Here is a 17598-nt window from a genome sequence, read left to right as displayed (position 1 = left end):
CCATGAGTGCCGAAGTTTCCCTAACAACCGGTTGCCGGATCACCGTCAACGGCCACGAGATGGACTTTGCCGGTCCACCGCATAGCAACGCGCTAGATTTTTTGCGCAACCAATCACTGGTTGGTAGCAAGGAAGGCTGTGCCGAAGGTGAGTGCGGGGCCTGCGCGATTTTGGTAGCGCGCAGCGATGGCGAAGGTAGCCGGTGGACCTCGGTGAACGCCTGCCTGGTTCCTGCCGCGGCACTAGACGGGCAAGAAGTCATCACCGCCGAAGGTCTAGGCACCATCGATGAGATGCATCCGGTCCAGCAAGAGATGGCCGAGCGTGGGGGATCGCAGTGCGGTTACTGCACCCCGGGGTTCATCTGTTCCATGGCGGCTGAATACTACCGGCCCCAGCGTTCGGCAGATGCTCCGAAGGGAGCTAAAGATCATGAGTGCGGACCCAATGGTTTTGACCTGCATGCGCTCTCTGGAAACCTGTGCCGGTGCACCGGCTATCGCCCGATTCGTGATGCTGCCTACGCATTAGATGAGCCCAACAGCGAAGATCCGCTCGCCGCTCGTCAGCGGCGCAGCGCACCGGCGCCGGTAGCTACGGACCTGTATGCCGCGGACGCTCCTACCGGCGAACTCGGACGGTTCCGCCGGCCAGCTAACCTTGCTGAAGCGTTGCAGATCTTGGCTGATGAACCACAAACCACGGTAGTAGCTGGCAGCACTGACTGGGGTGTAGAAGTCAATATTAAAGGCGCCCGGGCCCGTAATGTGCTGGCCATCGACCGGCTCGAAGAATTACGTCAGATTTGTTGGGAGGAAAACTACGTAGAGCTTGGAGCTAGCCTCACCCTGAGCGAACTAGAACGACAAGTAGCAGGACGCATTCCATTATTGGGTCAGCTTTTTGGACAATTTGCCTCCCGACTGATTCGAAACTCGGCCACGCTTGGCGGAAACCTCGGCACTGGTTCACCGATCGGCGACACCCCGCCAGCGTTACTGGCCCTGGAAGCGCAATTGGTATTGACCAGTGCCAAGGGGCAACGCGTAGTGGACTTGTCGCAGTATTTCACCGGTTACCGGCAGAGCGTGCGGGCTGATGGTGAACTGATCACTGCGGTACGAATTCCGTTGCCGCTCAAGTCCCTGACTAGCTTCCAGAAAATCTCTAAGCGACGCTTTGACGATATTTCCTCGGTGGCCGTGGGCTACGCAGTGAGTGTTCATGGGGGCATCATCACCTCAGCCCGAATCGGCCTAGGCGGTGTGGCCGCAACACCGTTGCGCGCTCTCGCCACCGAAGCGATGCTTGAAGGCAAAGCGTGGAGCATCCAGACTATTCGTGAAGCAGCCAAGGTTATGGCAGGCGAAGGCACCCCGATGGAAGATCACCGAGCCAGCGCGAAGTATCGACGGGCCATGCTCGCCTCCTCCCTCGAACGGTTCTATGCACAACAACTAGCGGTCATGGCTTCGGGTAAGGAGGCAAAATAATGAGCCAGCTATCTCAACGGCCAGATTCGGCCATCGTCGGACAGCGCCAGCCTCACGAATCGGCGGCAGCGCATGTCACCGGAACTGCACTGTATACCGATGACCTAGCCCACCGACTCACCGGGGTTCTGCATGCCTATCCGGTGCAATCAACCATCGCCCACGCAAAAATTCTGAACTTAGACACCAGCGGGGCGCTACGTGTTCCCGGGGTGATTCGGGTGATTATGGCGGCCGATATTCCCGGGGTCAACGACCAGGGCGCAAAACATGATGAGCCGTTGTTACCCGATGACGAAGTCATGTTCTACGGACAGCCGATGGCCTGGGTTCTGGGTGAAACTTTGGAGGCTGCTAAGGCCGGCGCCAAAGCGGTGGCAGTTGAGTATGCCGCCCTGGAATCGTTGATCACGGTGCAAGATGCCATCAAAGCGGAGAGTTTTCACGGTATTCAACCGGTGATCCAAAAAGGCGATTGGGAAGCCGGATTTGAACAGGCCACCCATGTTTTTGAAGGTGACTTCGACTTTGCCGGGCAGGAACATTTCTATCTAGAAACCCAAAACTCACTTGCCTTAGTAGATGAAGCCGGACAGATCCTGATCCATTGTTCTACCCAGCATCCCACCGAAACTCAGGACATCGTTTCGCATGTGCTCGGGGTGCCGGCCCATGAAATCTCGGTGCAGGTTTTGCGCATGGGTGGCGGTTTTGGTGGCAAAGAAATGCAACCGCACGGTTATGCCGCGGTCGCTGCCCTAGGTGCCCAGCTGACCGGTCGACCTGTGAGGGTGCGGCTAGACCGCACACTGGATATGACCATGACCGGTAAGCGCCACGGTTTTTATGCCAGCTGGAAAATTGGGTTTGATGATCAGGGACGAATTCTTGCCCTTGATGCCCAGCTGACAGCAGATGGCGGGTGGAGCCTTGATCTTTCCGAGCCGGTACTCACCCGTGCCATGTGTCATATCGATAATTCCTATTGGATTCCCAATATCCGAGTAGCTGGACGAGTGGCAAAATGCCATAAGACCTCGCAGACCGCGTTCCGTGGTTTTGGCGGTCCCCAAGGCATGCTGGTCATGGAAGATATTTTGGGTCGGGTGGCTCCGCAACTAGGCATTGATGCCAGGGAACTGCGCCGCAAAAACTTCTATACCGAAGGTCAGGACACCCCGTACTTCCAGCCGGTACGCCATCCCGAACGCATCGGGGCAGCGTGGCAGCAAGTTCTGAACTCGGCTGATATAGCGCAACGCGAAGCTGACATTGCGCAGTTTAATGCCGGTAACCAGTACAGTAAGCGGGCGCTGGCGATCACTCCGGTGAAGTTTGGCATCTCCTTTAACCTCACTGCCTTTAATCAGGGCGGCGCATTGGTGCTGGTGTACAAAGACGGTTCGGTGCTGGTCAATCATGGTGGCACGGAAATGGGGCAGGGCCTACATACCAAAATGTTGCAGGTGGCCGCGACCAGTCTTGGTGTGCCGCTATCAAGTGTGCGCATTGCTCCGACCCGGACAGACAAGGTGCCTAATACTTCGGCCACCGCGGCCAGCTCTGGCAGTGACCTGAACGGTGGTGCCGTCAAAGACGCCTGCGAGCAGATCCAGGCTCGTCTGGCTCAGGTGGCCGCCGGCAAGTTCGGGGTCCCTGCCGCGGATATTCGTTTTGACAACGGCAAGGTCACCGCGTTAGGTAAGAGCGAAGAACTGGAATGGAACGTGCTGGTGCGCGATGCGTATATGCAACGCATCCAACTCTCGGCCGCCGGATACTACCGGACGGAGGGGTTGCACTGGGATCTCTCACGCATGACCGGTAGCCCGTTTAAGTACTTCTCCTATGGGGTAGCAGCCAGCGAAGTTGAGGTCTCTAGCTTTGACGGATCCTATGTATTACGACGCGTGGACATCGTTCACGATGTAGGTGATTCACTCTCGCCCATGATCGATCTGGGCCAGATCGAAGGCGGCTTCCTTCAGGGGACCGGTTGGCTCACCCTCGAAGATTTGCGTTGGGATACTTCCGATGGCCCGGGCCGCGGTCGGGTGGCCACCCAAGCGGCCAGTACCTACAAGATCCCGAGCTTCTCTGAAATGCCAGAAGTCTTTAATGTGGCACTGCTGGATAAGGCGCATGAAGAAGGGGTGGTGTACGGATCCAAAGCGGTAGGCGAACCGCCGTTGATGTTGGCCTTCTCGGTCCGCGAAGCGTTACGGCAAGCGGTAGCAGCCTTTGGTCCGCAAGGATCTTCAGTGAATCTGGCCTCGCCTGCGACCCCGGAAGCGGTGTTCTGGGCTATCGACTCGGTGCGTGAGTAGCCATGTTGTCATGGATTGATGCGGTGACCGCGCTACGTAATGAACGTCGTGCGGCAGTGCTGATAACGGTGACCGAAGTACGCGGGCATGCTCCGCGAGAAGCTGGTGCCAAAATGGTGATCGCCGATGACGAAACCTTCGGGACAGTGGGTGGCGGCAACCTCGAAATGGCTGCCGTCGCCCGCGCCCGGGAGATGATCGCAACCGGAAGTTGTACCCCAGAAATCATGGAGCTGCGGCTGAACGATAAGGCGCCGGCGAAGTATGGACGTCAATGTTGCGGTGGGGAAGTGAAGCTTTTGCTGGAGCCATTGCCCGTGCCCAAGACCGTGGCAATTTTTGGGGTGGGACATGTGGGCATGGAACTAGCCCGCATTCTTTCTCGTCACCCCATCGACTTGTATCTCACTGATTCGCGGCCCGAAGCTATCGCTGAAGCAGCGCAACTGCTGCCGAGCGTTGCGCGTATTCAAACGCAGGTGGCGGTCATGGGAGAACAGGTCCTGAGCACTCTTCCTGAGGGCAGCCATGTGTTGATCATGACCCATGATCATGCCGAGGATTTCCACCTCTGCGATGCTGCCGTAACGCATCCCTCGCTGGGTTCGATCGGGCTGATCGGTTCCACAGCCAAATGGTCCCGTTTCCGCAAAAATCTTGGCGAAAGTGGGCACACTGAGCAACAGATTTCTAAGATTCAGTGCCCCATCGGGATACCGGAGATTACCGGTAAAGAGCCGGCAGTGATCGCGGTGAGCGTGGCGGCGCAGCTGATGGGACTGCTCTCGAAACCTGCCGTTCGGCTGGCGGGACAACCTGAAACTCCGCAACCGCGTGCTCTAGCTAAGTAGGTCGTGAGTGACACTCCTGACGAAGATAAGGATGCCATAGATGTCAAAACCTTTCCTTTTTGGTAAGGTTTTGACATGACTACTGTTACCAAGCTCGATGTACTGCGCGAAATCGCGCTGGATCAGCACGGGTATGCCACAACGGTCCAGGCACTTGAGGAAGGCGTTACACATGCCGATCTGTCGAAGATGGTGACGCGGGGGCGGCTGTCTAGGGTGGGGCACGGTGTGTATCGGGTGCCGTTGATTCCTGTGACCGAGTTTGATCAGTATCGCCTCGCCCTGCTGTGGACTGGAATTGACGGTGCGGTGCTGAGCCATGAAACGGCGCTGCAAGCCTGGGAGATCTCAGATATTAACCCAGCACGTATCCATCTCACGGTCCCTAGGGGGCACCGACTGCGCCGAGCTGGCGGCGATGGCTACGCCGTCCATTACGAAAACCTTGCATCGAGGCAGGTGACCTGGTGCCAGGAAATGCCAGTCACCGATGTGCAGACGACGATTGCTCAGTGCATCGGGTCCGGCGTATCCACTTATTTATTGAAACAAGCGATTGACCGTGCTGGGCGTGGCAGGCAGCTCGGACCCGAGCAGCAAATCGAACTCGTGCGCAGACTAGAGGAGCGAGATGGCCACCGATGACGTGGACAACCTTGCGGCTTCACCGAAGAAGTTGGACCCCAAGAAGAAGGAGCCCACTAACGCGCGTGTGCTCGACGGATGGATCGCATAAGCACGCGATCGTCTCGACTCCTATGGGCCGCGACTCGGCTGGCTCGTCGCCGCCACCGTTGTGACAGCCGCGCTGCAACGCACCGTTGACGAAGACGGGCGCTCGCTGTTCTTGCTCAAGGGTGAGACGATGCTGCAGTATCGCCTGTCCGGCATGTCCCGCACGACTCAGGACATTGACGGACTCGTCCGCACAGACCTAGATGAATTCTTGGGCAAGCTCGATGCGACTCTGACTGAGTCCTGGGGGCCGCTTACGATGACGCGCGGCGAAGCACAAGAGATCCGTGTTCCTACCCGAATCGTAAACCCTCGTCGTTTCGACATCAAAGTCGCCATAAAGGGTGTGACATGGCGACGGGTGCAGGTCGAAATCTCGCTCGACGAGGGCAACGCGGGTATTCGGACGGAAGAGATTCCCTCGCCATCGCTTGCGGGATTCGGACTGCCGACGCCGGAACGACTTGTGAGTCTGTCGATGGCGTACCAGATCGCACAGAAGATCCACGCAAGCACCGACCCGCATGATCCGCCACACGAGGTCAACGATCGTGCTCGCGACGTCGTTGATCTGTTGTTGTTGCGCGATCTCGCGACGCGTACCGGACACCCCGCGCTGGAAGAGATCCACAACGCGGTGACCGACATCTTCGCGGCTCGAGCGGTCGAAGCGCAGGCCATGGGTATGCCGCCGAGGACCTGGCCTGTGGCGTTGGTAGCTCACCGGCATTGGCTGGAGAGCTATGCGGACGCCGCCAAATCCGCGGAAGTCGCCATTGACCTGGAACACGCCGTCGCCGAACTCAATGAATGGTTGCTTTCGCTGCACTAAGCAGTCGGTGGTGCGTGGGACGGCTTGATAAGCCAATCGCCACGACCTTCTTCCACATTGTTTTTAATGGTTCAAGCTGTCTTCGTGGGCGGACAGCGCGAACCTATTGTCTGGATTCCGGCAGAGACTCGTTCACGCGATGCCCTGATCTTTATCTTTAGACGAGCTGCGCTGCTTCGCGCACCCGCGTAATCTGTTCCGGGCTGACCTGGCAGCAGCCACCGATCAGGCGAGCACCGGCAGCAACAAGTTCTGGCACTGCTGAAGGCAGATCAGTGCCTTCATTGCCCGGTCGCCAAACACGTGCTTCGTGGTCCCAGATCTCTCCGCTGTTCGGGTATGCCGAGAGCGGCAGGCCAGTTTCTTCACCGAGGATTTTTAGGGCCTCGACGGCAACAGGCACCGGACAACAATTCACTCCAACGCCTGCCCAGACTCCGGATTCCTGCACGATCTTGGCAACCTGTCGAAGATTCGTTCCATCGCCCAAGGCAATGTTGCCGTGTTCATCGGCGCGAACCGAGAGACTAAGGATGGCGGGTAGCTCAAGATCCTTGGCCAGCGAGGTGAGAGCTTCGACTTCGGCCGCGCTTGGTACGGTTTCGAAGATGATGACGTCCGCCGGGGTACTGGCCAGAATTTCTAGACGTTCGCGGTGCCAATCGATCAACTCGTTGGCGCTGAGATCATAGGCGCCATCGTATTCGGTGCCAGCTCCTGGGCCGGCGCCGTAGGGTCCTACCGAGGCAGCCACCCAACGCGGTGCTTCGCCACCATTGGCGGCGGCAGCTTCTTGCGCTAGCGCGACACTGGTGCGAAGCATGGTTTCGAACTTGTCGGCGGAGCCAACCTGCGCAAGGCCGTCGCGGCTGACCTGATAGGAGCAGGTGGTCGCTACCTGCGCCCCGGCCGCAAAAAAGTCTTGATGTGCGGCTCGCACTTCGTCGGGACGATCCAGCAGGATCTGCGCAGACCACAACTGGCCGGTGACGTCATTGCCACGGTCGGCCAGATGGGTACCAAGCCCGCCGTCAAGAATGACCGGTGCGGCGTCTTTTGCCTTCAACGTGGTCAGGAAATTGCTGGATTCATTCGAGGTAAGCACGCCATTGAGAGTACACGCCAACCCCTTGCATGACCGATCTTGACGTACTGTGACAGCACATGACAGTCCGGCGAAAAAGGCCCGGCGAATCTCGATATTCTGGAACGCATTTATTTTTGAAGGAGTTCCATGGCCGAGATTATTACCGAGAGCAACCAGAGCGAGAATACCGAGTCGGCATTAAGGCGAACCATGACGTCGCGTCACCTAGTCATGATTGCCTTGGGCGGTGTGATCGGCTCCGGACTGTTTGTCTCTTCCGGTTACACCATCTCCCAAGCTGGACCGTTCGGTGCTGTACTGGCCTATGCGGTCGGAGCTCTGGTGGCCTACATGGTCATGAGCGGGTTGGGCGAACTCTCGGCCAAGCATCCGGTGGCCGGCGGTTTCCACGCCCACGCCACCCGGGACCTCGGACCGGCGTGGGGATTTGCTACAGCCTGGCTATATTGGTTGTGTTGGGCGGTGGCCCTAGCAAGTGAATTCACCGCGGCCGGGTTGCTGATGCAAAGGTGGTTCCCCGATGTCTCGGTCTGGATCTTCTCACTGATCTTTGCTGCGTTGCTCTTTACACTGAACGCCATTTCTTCACGGGTCTTTGGTGAAAGTGAATTCTGGTTTTCACTGATCAAGGTGGCCGCCGTGCTGCTGGTGATCGTCGTCGGTCTGGCTACGATTCTGGGCATCAATCCAGCGAGTGAGGCTGGGACAATAGGTTTCTCAAACTTCCACACCGAACACGGACTGTTCCCTACCGGTATTACCGGCGTTCTGGTCACTATCCTCTCGGTGTTCTACGCCTTTAGCGGCACCGAACTGATTGGTGTAGCCGCGGGCGAGGCCAAGGATCCACAGTTGAGCATTCCGCGAGCCATTCGCACCGCGGTAGTGCGACTAACCGTCTTCTTCATCGGAGCCATCGTGGTGGTCGCCGCGATCATTCCTTGGGCGCAAGCCGGGGCTAATGAGAGTCCGTTTGTCACCATTCTTGATGTGGCTGGACTACCTGCCGGTGCGGATCTGATGAACTTTGTGATCATTACCGCGCTTCTCTCGGCCGGTAATTCCGGACTGTACTCTTGCGCTCGAATGTTGCACTCAATGGGTGCAGCCGGTCAGGCGCCGAAGGCCTTGTCCAAGACCAATAATCGCGGCATTCCAATGTTGGCGCTGAGCCTGTCCATGCTTGGAGGACTTGTCTCTCTGCTCTCCAGTGTCATTGCCGCGGAATCACTCTTCTTGGCTTTGGTGTCCGTCGCAGGTTTTGCGGTGGTAGCAGTGTGGATCGTGATTTGTGCTTCGCATATCTCATTCCGGCGGCACTACGTGGCAGAACATGGCTCCACCGACTCACTGCCGTATAAGGCGCCGCTGTTCCCGATTCTGCCAATTATTGCTTTGATCCTGTTGACCGCTTCCTTGCTGGGTGTTGGCTTTGATCCAGTGCAACGAGCGGCCCTGTACTTCGGTGTTCCGTTCACCTTGGCCTGCTTGGGCTATTATCGCTGGCGTCACGGAGCAGGGGTATTTAGCCCACAGCGAGAAGTAGTCAGTGCGGGAACCAACCTCACGGCTTAGGAGTTTAACAAGGTAGAAGCGGTTCCAAAGCGTGCCGCCTAACCCCTAAACAAGGAGTGATAGTCGTGTCCATGTTCAACAAGTTGATCCGCAAGGGCAAAGCAATGGCCGGCGAATTCGTGCGCGAGCAGCTCAACGAGCGGAGCTCCAATGGCTCGCAAACCTCGCGCGGTACGACTCCTGCTTATGGAAATCAGAGCTACGCGAACCAAAACTACTCCGGTCAGCGTCCTGCGACAACTGGTGTGTCCCGCGAGGATCAAGCGGCTATCGAGAAGTACAAGTACATGCTGCGCACCGCACCACCTCAAGACATGGAACGCGCCCACGCCGCGGCCTTCTCTCGCTTGACCCCGCAGCAGCGCGCGCTGTTACAGGCTGAACTCTCTGATCAGCTTCCGGTGGCAGAACGCCCGGTCAGTGATCAGCCTCAGGACTTGGCTCGCGCCGCAACACGCGCCGAGGTTTCTCGTCCCGGATTCATGGAAAAGATTCTGGGATCGTCTTCCGTTCGATCACGTATGGCAGGTGGCTTGGCCGCCGGGGCCGGGGGACTAGGCGTAGGTTTACTCGGCGGTGTGGCCGGTGCGTTTATTGGCACTGCGCTCGCCGGGCCACTGCTGGAAGGCTTCTCTGGTATCGGTGAAGAATTCGGATCCTTGGCGGAAGGATTTGGTGATTCCGTCTCCGGCGCAGGAGAGCAGATTTCCTCGGCCGGCGAGGGACTGTTCGGCGACTTTACTGGCGGTGCCGGTGGGGACTTCGGCGACTTCGACTTCTAAGTAAAAAATCTTCAGTGAGCCGGTAGCGACATCATGTCGCTGCCGGTTTTTCGTCTCCGGGGGAATCGCCCGGAGCGGTGCCTACAGTGCGTCCATGATCCCGCGATTGTGGGCCAACGCCGTTGCCTCGGCACGGGAATGCACGTTCAACTTCTTGAACAAGTTCCGTATATGAAATTTCACCGTATTCTCGCTAATGCTCAATTGCGCCGCGATGGAACGGTTCGGCTGTCCTGAAGCGAGTAGTTGCAGAATCTCGAATTCACGGGAGGCAAGCTGCCACTGGGCAACATCGGGGGAGGTTTGTTGTGGCGCATCAAGAGGAAGCGAAATTGAAACCTCGGTGCCCCACCCGGAAATGGCCGAAATCTCTAAGCTGCCTTTGAGTGCTTGTACCTGACGGTGTAGCCGCTGAATCGTCGGTGCGGTGTTCTCCAGCAGGCCTCGCCCATCATCGCGGACACTAATCAGCAGATTTTTGCCGTCGCAATCCCACTGAGTTCGGATTCGCCGCACCAATTCCTGTTCCATCATGAGCATGGCTAAGGAGCGCATGACCGAGCGCGCAGCGTGGGCGACTTCGCCAGGCAAGGCGCGACCGTCGGCTGGCGGTTCGATGAACTGCAATTCCACGCCACCGGCCTCACTGAGCGGTTGCAGGTCATCGCGCAGACGACGGAACGCAGTACCAACCGGTTCTTGGACCAGTCCACTGGTGCGGTCATCGAGTGTGCGCAATCCAATGAGGGTGTGTACTGCCCAATCGGTAGCCTTCTGACGCGTTGAAACATCGGTGTTTTGCTTGCTGCGCAGGGTCGTGAGCAGGACATCGAGACCTGCGGAGAATTGGTCCACCAGCTCGGTGGTCACCCTTGTCCGTTCCGCGGACACAGCGCGGGACTCGCGCAAATATGACGGTGGGGCATCGGCAACTTTCTCTCGAATGCGTGCCGCGGTCAGATCCCAGAGATAGTCCAGCAAATCTCGGGAACCGCCAGGCTGGACTGGTAACTCGTTGAACGTCGGATTCACCAGCACAAGAATGGCGCTGCTGGGCAGATAACGCAGCACCAGCAGATCACGCTGAGCGCCCGCGATCAGATCGGTTGCGTGCCAGCGAACCTGGTCGGAGTGTGAATCTCGAATGTCTTCCAATTCGGCGATGCTCACCTTGGACGTGATTGATTCATCCCCGGCCTTCTTTTGTGGCCGACCGGTGCAATCCTCGGTAAAGATCAGTAGCGCCGAGCAGCGAAGCGCGGGCACTAGTGCTGACTTCAATCTTGCGGCAATTTCGAGCAATGGCGAGGCTGCCAGCAACGAAATTTTCTCCAGCAGATCCCACCCGATGAGCTGATCAGGTACATCGAAAGTTGGTGTTGTTTGCGTCGGTGCCATGGGTAAAGTCTAGTTCAGAAGTTGACTGCCGCCCCACCCTTTTGGGTAGTAAATACTGCTAAATGAAGGTGTATTACCTACCCGCAAGATTCGCGAGGATTGAATGTATTCACCCGGTGGGCGCATCAATGTCCACTCGAACTAGCGAAGGACAAGCATGAGCGCAGCGTCGGTCGTAGCAACCGCAGAAATAACGGACGAACAGGTGCGTGGCGCCAGCGAAGCCATTCTCGCTGAAGTTGCACACACCGTTCGCGCTATCGATTCCTCCCACACGGCTGAGGCAGCACAGATGTTCAGCCAAGCTGAGCGGATCTTCTTCACGGGCGCCGGCCGTAGCGGCCTGGTGTTGCGTATGGCCGCGATGCGCTTCATGCATCTGGGATTGACCGCTTACGTGGTCGGTGAGAGCACCACGCCGGCCATCAGCGAAGGCGACTTATTGGTCGTTGCTTCGGGTTCAGGAACTACCACTGGCGTGGTGAAGAACGCTGAAAAGGCAGCCAGCCTCGGCGCTCAAATCTTGGCCGTGACCACTGATGACACGTCTCCATTAGCACGCTTGGCGACATCAACGGTGCTGGTCCCCGCAGCGCAGAAGACAGAGCACGGCTCGAAACTTTCTGGGCAGTATTCGGGCAGCTTGTTCGAGCAGTCCCTGTTTATTCTCACGGAGACCATCTTCCAAAGCCTTTGGAAGAACTCCGATTCAGCGGCCGAAGAGCTCTGGAGCAGACACGCCAATTTGGAATAGACCGCCTAAAGAGATCAACACCATCATCAACACCCAAGAAGGAAAGAGAAACACCATGAAAATTCAAGTTGCCATCGATTTGCTGACCACACAGGAAGCTTTGGAGCTCGCTGCCAAGGTTGCACCCTACGTCGATATCATCGAGCTGGGGACCCCGCTGATCAAAGCCGAGGGACTCTCAGTGATTGCTGCAATCAAGAGCGCTCACCCAGACAAGATCGTCTTTGCTGACATGAAGACGATGGATGCCGGTGAGTTGGAAGCAGACATTGCTTTCGCCGCCGGAGCTGACCTGGTCACTGTTCTGGGCAGCGCTGATGACTCGACCGTGGCCGGTGCAGTGAAATCCGCTAACGAACGCAATAAGGGAATTGTTGTGGACTTGATCGGCATTGCCGACAAGGCCAAGCGAGCTAAGGAAGTCATTGCCTTGGGCGCGCAGTTCGTCGAGTTCCATGCGGGCCTCGATGAGCAGGCACAACCCGGATACGACCTAGACGGCCTGTTGAATGCGGGATCCTCGGCTCAAGTACCTTTCTCCGTAGCAGGAGGGGTTAGCATCAGCACCATTGCAGATGTGCAGAAGGCCGGAGCTGAAGTGGCGGTAGCTGGGGGTGCGATCTACGGCGCAACGGATCCGGCAACTGCAGCGCGCGAACTGCGCGAAGCGTTGGTCTAGACGCAGATAGTTTCAACGCAACAAAAATGGAGTGGTAACGCAGCGTTGGCTGCGGTACCACTCCATCAGCGGTTAGGTCCGACGAGACTACGTCTTCAGGTGGTCAACCAGCTGCGAAGCAATGCCGTTTTAACGCACGGGCGCGTAGAAATTTGGTTCAGTATTGGAAAATTCCTCCGGTTTCCGTGAAGAGAAGACCCGTCAGCGTAGCCGCCCTAGCTACACGTAGTTGATGGATCTCCTAGTTAACAGCGATCCAGGATATCGGGCGGTCTCTTGAAACAGTCCTTATCCGGTTCAGCGCCATGAGCCATTCGGCCAGGGACGGATCAATGTACTTCATGAGGAAAAATGCGTCTAGTAGGCGTTGCCCCGGTAGAACTGCAAGGATGTTCTCTCCGTGGGCGATTCGATTCCTCAGATGATGTAATCGGTGCAAACGGCCTGAAACGTCCTGTGCGACTTTGTCGATTCGTGGCGCCCCGGTGAAACCGTTTGCTAGGGCCTCATCCCACAATAAACGGAACTTGACCGACTTGGGTTGTCCGTTCGAATCGTAGGGCATAAGAGAAGCCCACTTGCCGAATGAAACTTGCGCCAGAATGTCGTCCTGAGTTGGTGGGGTTTGACGAGTTGGATGTGAACCATGCCGTCGCCCAGCGGTGGCAGCCGCCTGTCTTTTTGCTTCGGCTATCGCGTGCTGCATCATGCCGCGCAGTGGTGTTGCGGGTTCTTCGATCCAGCTTCTCGAAAATATTCGACCTTGGTTTCGTGAATTACCACTTTGAGCTAGATTCCAAGTGGACAAATTCTCGTCGAAGACGTTGCGAATGGCCACTTCTACAAGCATGAGAACTTCGTGAAAAGCTGCGCTGAGCCTCAGATTCCATTCGTAAAGCGCTCATACGGACGAGTCTGAGCCATCGCTTGCGTGCCGATACGTGGATAATCGAGCTTCGCCAAGAAATCTCAGTGCAACCTCGATCCGATTCTTGTCTTTGGAAGTAAAGATCTCATCCATCGCGCTACGCCCATTCTTGGCTCCCACTTGAACATTTGTCTGTACTATAGCCGATGGGTAGAATGTTGTAGTAATAGCGCGGGACAAGGACTTGCGCTTCATACATCGAAGAAACCCACGGATTCCGTGGGTTTCTTGCGTTACGGGGACATGCTAACGCCCCGCGAGCCTGTGGATAATCGGCTTGTTTTGCCCTGAGAATCATGAACCTTGATTACTGATCCCGAACAATGCTGGACCAGGAAGCTAGAGCCATATAGCGATTCTTAAACAGCTTTCGCCGCGGAGAACATCTCCGAGGCGAAAGCTGTTATTGAACGAAATTCTACTTCTTCAGGTGGTCAACCAGCTGCGAAGCGATGCCGTTGTACGTACCTGGGGTCAGCGACTGCAGGCGCTCCTGAGCTTCTGCCGACAAGCCAAGCTCGCCAACAAATTCCTTCAGACGGTCTGCATCTACGCGGTGGCCGCGGGTCAGATCCTTCAGGCGCTCGTATGGGTTGTCCATACCTTCAACACCGGCGATAGCTTCGGCGCGCATAACCATCTGAATGGCTTCGGCAAGAACTTCCCAGTTGTGGTCAAGGTCGTCAGCCAGCACTGCTTCAGCGACTTCCAAACGATCCAGACCCTTGGCAACGTTGGAGATTGCCAAAACCGAGTGGCCGATAGCGGTACCGATGTTGCGCTGCGAAGAAGAATCGGTGAGGTCACGCTGCCAACGGCTGGTGACCAGGGTGGAGCCGAGGGTGTCCAGCAATCCGTTGGAGATCTCCAAGTTAGCTTCGGCATTTTCGAAGCGGATTGGGTTGACCTTGTGTGGCATGGTCGAGGACCCGGTGGCACCAGCGACAGGAATCTGCACGAAGTATCCGATGGAGATGTAGCTCCATACGTCGGTGCACAGGTTGTGCAGAATGCGGTTGAAGCGTGCGATGTCTGCGTAGACCTCAGCCTGCCAGTCGTGGGACTCGATCTGGGTAGTCAGTGGGTTCCACGTCAGGCCTAGGTGCTCAACGAAGCTCTGGGATACCTGCTGCCAGTCGGCGTTTGGCACCGAAGCGTAGTGAGCAGCGTAGGTACCGGTGGCGCCGTTGATCTTGCCCAGGTATTCGGTCTTTTCAATGCGGTCCAACTGACGGGTCAGGCGCCATGCCAGAACTGCCAGTTCCTTGCCCAAAGTAGTTGGGGTTGCAGGCTGACCGTGGGTGCGCGAGAGCATTGGAACTTCGCGGGACTCTTCAGCCATCTTGGTGATCTGAGCGACCAAGTCGCGAGCTGCTGGCAACCAAACGCTGGTGACACCGCCCTGTACGCCTAGTGCGTAGGAGAGGTTGTTGATGTCTTCAGAAGTGCAACCGAAGTGAACTAGTGGCTTGAGGTTACCGATGCCGATCGCTTCCAAACGGTTAGCAATGTAGTACTCGACAGCCTTTACATCGTGAACTGTCACAGCTTCAATCTCTGCCAGTTCCTTCACGGAGTCTGCATTGAAGTCAGTCACGATCTTTCGCAGGGCGGCTTTCTGATCATCAGTCAGTGGGGCAGTGCCTGGAAGAACGGAGTTGTCGGTCAAGTGGATCAGCCATTCAACTTCAACGTGGACACGGTCACGGTTCAGTGCCGCTTCAGAAAGGTAGTCAACCAGCGGTGCCACGGCGCTGCGGTAGCGTCCGTCAAGGGCAGTTAGAGCCAGTGGTTCATTAGCAAGGGAAGTGCGCGCAATCTCAGCCATACTCATATTCTTCCATCCCTTGCGCACCATCACATCTTTTACTTCATGCAGGTTTCCACAGGGCGCTGTATTCCTGGAATCGCAGCTCGGATCTTCATCCATGATGATGAACAGGAATTGAGCAACAAGGAGTAAGAAAATGATGTTCTCGGCAACGCTGGATTCAATGGCATTTCAGCTGGACGACGCTCAGAAGACGATCAAGTTTGCTGTTCGCCAGCTTGATTCTATTGGGTCATTGACTTGGGAATCTGATGCTGGGCGGACGTTCTACGAGAAGGTTTTGGAGTTAAGCCTATGGTTGGAGAACTTGAACCGGAACCTTGTCGACGCTGAAGGTTATGTGGGGTCTGCGAGACGTGAAATTCAAGAGCTAGAACTAGAAATCCTGAAGCAGAAGCTGGTCCCGTAGCCATGGGGTATGAAGTCAGTTACAACGAGTTTGATTACGCGGAGGCCAACGACGTCTGTCAGAGGGTCGTGAATGATCTCGAAGAAGCGCAGGTGTGCATAGTTGCCGTGCACGAAACAGCGGAGCAAACCAAGATCCAACTTGCAGCGATGGCGATGGGCGGTCCTGTGGCGGCGTACAGTCCGAGCCTGGACAGTATTGCAATGAGATTGCGCGGATTGCGAGAGGGCATTGCGCTATATTGCGAAGATAGTCGGCGGCTTGCTGAAGCAATCGGCCAAGCACGCGGGAATTATGCAGCTGCAGAGGCGCGAGTTGAACATCAGATTTTGGCCACCCAGGTTCCAGCAAAACTATGGGAGAGCATCGCCGGATTAAGAGAGAACGGTATGAGGCCACCAACTGAGGACATGGAAACCATGCTGCGGTTGATGATGTTCTTGCGAATGGATTTCACCTTGGGGTGGAACGACACGTTTGGTGACCAAATGGAAGATTGGACCAAGTTGCTCTCAAATGTTCTTCGATATTTCCGTTCGGATCAGAACAAAGAAATCGTTATTACCCAAAAGGATCCTCCTGAGTACGTCGAGGTTGATGGAGGTGTGGAGGGATACTACGACTATCACAGCATGCTCGAAGACCAAGGCCCGGAAGAAAACGGGAAATTCATGGTGGTGCAACGAGACAACGATAGTTACGTCGTGGTGCTACCTGGGACTCAAAATGGCGAGGGTTTTGAGAATCCCTTTGATGAGTTCGGCATCAGCGATGCATTTGGTGTGGAGTCGGAGAACTACGCTGATGCAATCGCCCAAGCACTAGAAGACAGTGGGGCGAAAGAAGGGGCTGAGGTTACATTCTCTGGTTATTCGCAAGGTGGAATCCACGCCGCGCAGCTAATGAAAAACAGCAAGTTAAAGCGCAAGTTCAAGTTGACCAAGATGATTACGTTCGGTTCGCCTATAGCCAATATCGATATACCGGATGATGTTCGCAGCTTGTCTCTGACAGATAGTAAGGACATGGTGCCAGGATTAGACGGAACTCCCAACAAGAATCGCGGACGGCATCATTTCACTGTAAATTTTGACGGGCCAAGTGATCGAATTAAGCGCTTGCACCGCGACGAGAATTCAGCTTTCGGTACGCCCCACAAGCTCAATAACTATGGAGATCATTTGCAAGAGCTGGAACTGGATTCGAGACCTGAGGTGCGTGAGCAGCTTGATGCGTTCCGGTTACCGACAAAACCGCTGAAAGTTCAAAAGTTCAAGATCGAGCGAAGGCGGAAGCAGCTGACGGATGAGCAAGTGGAAAAACAAGCTGAGCGCATGCGAACAGTGGCACCTGGTCATTAGCTCAGAGGCAGAGGCAGAAAATTTCAAAAAAGGAAGTGGCTCCGGTGGGAGCCACTTTCTTAGATCTAACGGGGTACGGTTGCTAGCTAGTCTCGCTCGCTCTTGACGAACAAGCCTAGAACCGCCGAGATGATAGCGATGATGATGGTGCCTGCAATAGCATCCCACCAGAAGCGTTCGATGATGAAGTCAATTGGTGTGAAGGTCGTCAGCCACGAAGTCAACAGCAACATCAGCGCATTGATCACCACGGTGAACAGGCCTAAGGTCAGGCAGGTGATGGGCAGTGAGAAGAACTTGACGATGGGGCGAACCAGCGCGTTAACCAAACCGAAAATCACCGCGACGATCAGGTAAGCGACTGCGGTGTTCACGGCACCGTCGCCGACGGCGTCAATCTTGAGGCCGGGGACAATCCAAACTGCAGCGGCCAAGGCCAAGGCATTGATGATGACTCGAATCAGGAAGCTCATGGAATAACTCTGTCACAAAAAGCTGAGACAAGTTTGTGGGAGCGCAGTCACCGGCCTTGAAA

The 17598-nt window shown here is 56.2% G+C and carries 16 protein-coding genes; 11 read left to right on the top strand and 5 right to left on the bottom strand.

All coding sequences use genetic code 11. The annotated features are described in order from the left end of the window. Nucleotides 1-2: 2 nt before the first annotated feature. From FJV47_RS10740 to FJV47_RS10720, 5 genes are all read left to right on the top strand, one after another. A complete protein-coding gene (locus tag FJV47_RS10740) occupies nucleotides 3-1493 on the top strand; it encodes a xanthine dehydrogenase small subunit (protein ID WP_159612764.1) in 1491 nt (496 codons plus the stop codon). After that, nucleotides 1493-3820 carry a xanthine dehydrogenase molybdopterin binding subunit gene (xdhB, locus tag FJV47_RS10735; protein ID WP_159612762.1) on the top strand — a complete coding sequence of 776 codons (2328 nt, stop codon included), beginning with the start codon at nucleotides 1493-1495 and terminating at the stop codon, nucleotides 3818-3820. The genes FJV47_RS10740 and xdhB overlap by 1 nt, the downstream gene beginning before the upstream one ends. A 2-nt stretch (nucleotides 3821-3822) precedes the next feature. Further along, nucleotides 3823-4671, top strand: coding sequence for a xanthine dehydrogenase accessory protein XdhC (xdhC, locus tag FJV47_RS10730; RefSeq protein ID WP_159612760.1), 849 nt, complete (start codon nucleotides 3823-3825; stop codon nucleotides 4669-4671). Between the two features lie 75 nt (nucleotides 4672-4746). Further along, entirely contained in the window at nucleotides 4747-5316 is a 570-nt protein-coding gene (locus FJV47_RS10725; RefSeq protein WP_159612758.1) for a type IV toxin-antitoxin system AbiEi family antitoxin domain-containing protein, read from the top strand. A 151-nt stretch (nucleotides 5317-5467) separates the two neighbouring features. Continuing rightward, complete coding sequence (locus tag FJV47_RS10720) at nucleotides 5468-6238, top strand: nucleotidyl transferase AbiEii/AbiGii toxin family protein (RefSeq protein ID WP_159612756.1); 771 nt, start codon at nucleotides 5468-5470, stop codon at nucleotides 6236-6238. Nucleotides 6239-6395: 157 nt separating this feature from the next. On the opposite strand, the gene mmuM is transcribed toward FJV47_RS10720, so the two are convergent. After that, nucleotides 6396-7343, bottom strand: coding sequence for a homocysteine S-methyltransferase (gene mmuM, locus FJV47_RS10715; RefSeq protein ID WP_235026417.1), 948 nt, complete (start codon nucleotides 7341-7343; stop codon nucleotides 6396-6398). Between the two features lie 129 nt (nucleotides 7344-7472). On the opposite strand from mmuM, the gene FJV47_RS10710 reads away from it, so the two are divergent. Together FJV47_RS10710 and FJV47_RS10705 are read left to right on the top strand one after the other, a co-directional pair. Beyond that, nucleotides 7473-8921: an amino acid permease gene (locus FJV47_RS10710; protein WP_159612754.1), complete on the top strand. Its 1449-nt coding sequence runs from the start codon at nucleotides 7473-7475 to the stop codon at nucleotides 8919-8921. Nucleotides 8922-8992: 71 nt separating this feature from the next. Further along, nucleotides 8993-9703: a hypothetical protein gene (locus tag FJV47_RS10705; protein WP_159613167.1), complete on the top strand. Its 711-nt coding sequence runs from the start codon at nucleotides 8993-8995 to the stop codon at nucleotides 9701-9703. 81 nt (nucleotides 9704-9784) lie between these two features. Here FJV47_RS10705 and FJV47_RS10700 read toward each other — a convergent pair whose 3' ends face one another. Further along, entirely contained in the window at nucleotides 9785-11101 is a 1317-nt protein-coding gene (locus FJV47_RS10700) for a response regulator transcription factor family protein (RefSeq protein WP_159612752.1), read from the bottom strand. A gap of 157 nt (nucleotides 11102-11258) precedes the next feature. Between FJV47_RS10700 and hxlB the strand changes: the two genes are divergently transcribed. After that, nucleotides 11259-11855, top strand: coding sequence for a 6-phospho-3-hexuloisomerase (gene hxlB, locus FJV47_RS10695; protein ID WP_159612750.1), 597 nt, complete (start codon nucleotides 11259-11261; stop codon nucleotides 11853-11855). Nucleotides 11856-11910: 55 nt separating this feature from the next. Next, a complete protein-coding gene (gene hxlA / locus FJV47_RS10690; RefSeq protein ID WP_159612748.1) occupies nucleotides 11911-12534 on the top strand; it encodes a 3-hexulose-6-phosphate synthase in 624 nt (207 codons plus the stop codon). Nucleotides 12535-12775: 241 nt separating this feature from the next. Here hxlA and FJV47_RS10685 read toward each other — a convergent pair whose 3' ends face one another. Both FJV47_RS10685 and purB read right to left on the bottom strand, forming a co-directional pair. Continuing rightward, complete coding sequence (locus FJV47_RS10685) at nucleotides 12776-13384, bottom strand: hypothetical protein (RefSeq protein WP_235026416.1); 609 nt, start codon at nucleotides 13382-13384, stop codon at nucleotides 12776-12778. Between the two features lie 496 nt (nucleotides 13385-13880). Next, nucleotides 13881-15290 carry an adenylosuccinate lyase gene (gene purB, locus FJV47_RS10680; RefSeq protein WP_159612746.1) on the bottom strand — a complete coding sequence of 470 codons (1410 nt, stop codon included), beginning with the start codon at nucleotides 15288-15290 and terminating at the stop codon, nucleotides 13881-13883. Nucleotides 15291-15429: 139 nt separating this feature from the next. On the opposite strand from purB, the gene FJV47_RS10675 reads away from it, so the two are divergent. Both FJV47_RS10675 and FJV47_RS10670 read left to right on the top strand, forming a co-directional pair. Beyond that, nucleotides 15430-15702 carry a hypothetical protein gene (locus FJV47_RS10675; RefSeq protein WP_159612744.1) on the top strand — a complete coding sequence of 91 codons (273 nt, stop codon included), beginning with the start codon at nucleotides 15430-15432 and terminating at the stop codon, nucleotides 15700-15702. Between the two features lie 2 nt (nucleotides 15703-15704). Then, nucleotides 15705-17063, top strand: coding sequence for a hypothetical protein (locus FJV47_RS10670; RefSeq protein ID WP_159612742.1), 1359 nt, complete (start codon nucleotides 15705-15707; stop codon nucleotides 17061-17063). Nucleotides 17064-17149: 86 nt separating this feature from the next. On the opposite strand, the gene FJV47_RS10665 is transcribed toward FJV47_RS10670, so the two are convergent. Continuing rightward, nucleotides 17150-17536, bottom strand: coding sequence for a phage holin family protein (locus FJV47_RS10665; protein WP_159612740.1), 387 nt, complete (start codon nucleotides 17534-17536; stop codon nucleotides 17150-17152). Nucleotides 17537-17598: the final 62 nt, after the last annotated feature.

It is taken from the genome of Glutamicibacter sp. JC586 (genome assembly GCF_009805585.1).
Taxonomy (GTDB): Bacteria; Actinomycetota; Actinomycetes; order Actinomycetales; family Micrococcaceae; genus Glutamicibacter.
This window is presented reverse-complemented; position numbering and strand designations above follow the sequence as displayed.

Coding starts and splice junctions, on each gene's coding strand:
- FJV47_RS10675 (WP_159612744.1), top strand. CDS start 15,430: ATGATGTTCTCGGCAACGCTGGATTCAATGGCATTTCAGCTGGACGAC.
- hxlA (WP_159612748.1), top strand. CDS start 11,911: ATGAAAATTCAAGTTGCCATCGATTTGCTGACCACACAGGAAGCTTTG.
- FJV47_RS10740 (WP_159612764.1), top strand. CDS start 3: ATGAGTGCCGAAGTTTCCCTAACAACCGGTTGCCGGATCACCGTCAAC.
- FJV47_RS10725 (WP_159612758.1), top strand. CDS start 4,747: ATGACTACTGTTACCAAGCTCGATGTACTGCGCGAAATCGCGCTGGAT.
- xdhC (WP_159612760.1), top strand. CDS start 3,823: ATGTTGTCATGGATTGATGCGGTGACCGCGCTACGTAATGAACGTCGT.
- hxlB (WP_159612750.1), top strand. CDS start 11,259: ATGAGCGCAGCGTCGGTCGTAGCAACCGCAGAAATAACGGACGAACAG.
- FJV47_RS10705 (WP_159613167.1), top strand. CDS start 8,993: ATGTTCAACAAGTTGATCCGCAAGGGCAAAGCAATGGCCGGCGAATTC.
- FJV47_RS10685 (WP_235026416.1), bottom strand. CDS start 13,384: ATGCTTGTAGAAGTGGCCATTCGCAACGTCTTCGACGAGAATTTGTCC.
- FJV47_RS10710 (WP_159612754.1), top strand. CDS start 7,473: ATGGCCGAGATTATTACCGAGAGCAACCAGAGCGAGAATACCGAGTCG.
- FJV47_RS10665 (WP_159612740.1), bottom strand. CDS start 17,536: ATGAGCTTCCTGATTCGAGTCATCATCAATGCCTTGGCCTTGGCCGCT.
- FJV47_RS10670 (WP_159612742.1), top strand. CDS start 15,705: ATGGGGTATGAAGTCAGTTACAACGAGTTTGATTACGCGGAGGCCAAC.
- xdhB (WP_159612762.1), top strand. CDS start 1,493: ATGAGCCAGCTATCTCAACGGCCAGATTCGGCCATCGTCGGACAGCGC.
- purB (WP_159612746.1), bottom strand. CDS start 15,290: ATGGCTGAGATTGCGCGCACTTCCCTTGCTAATGAACCACTGGCTCTA.
- FJV47_RS10700 (WP_159612752.1), bottom strand. CDS start 11,101: ATGGCACCGACGCAAACAACACCAACTTTCGATGTACCTGATCAGCTC.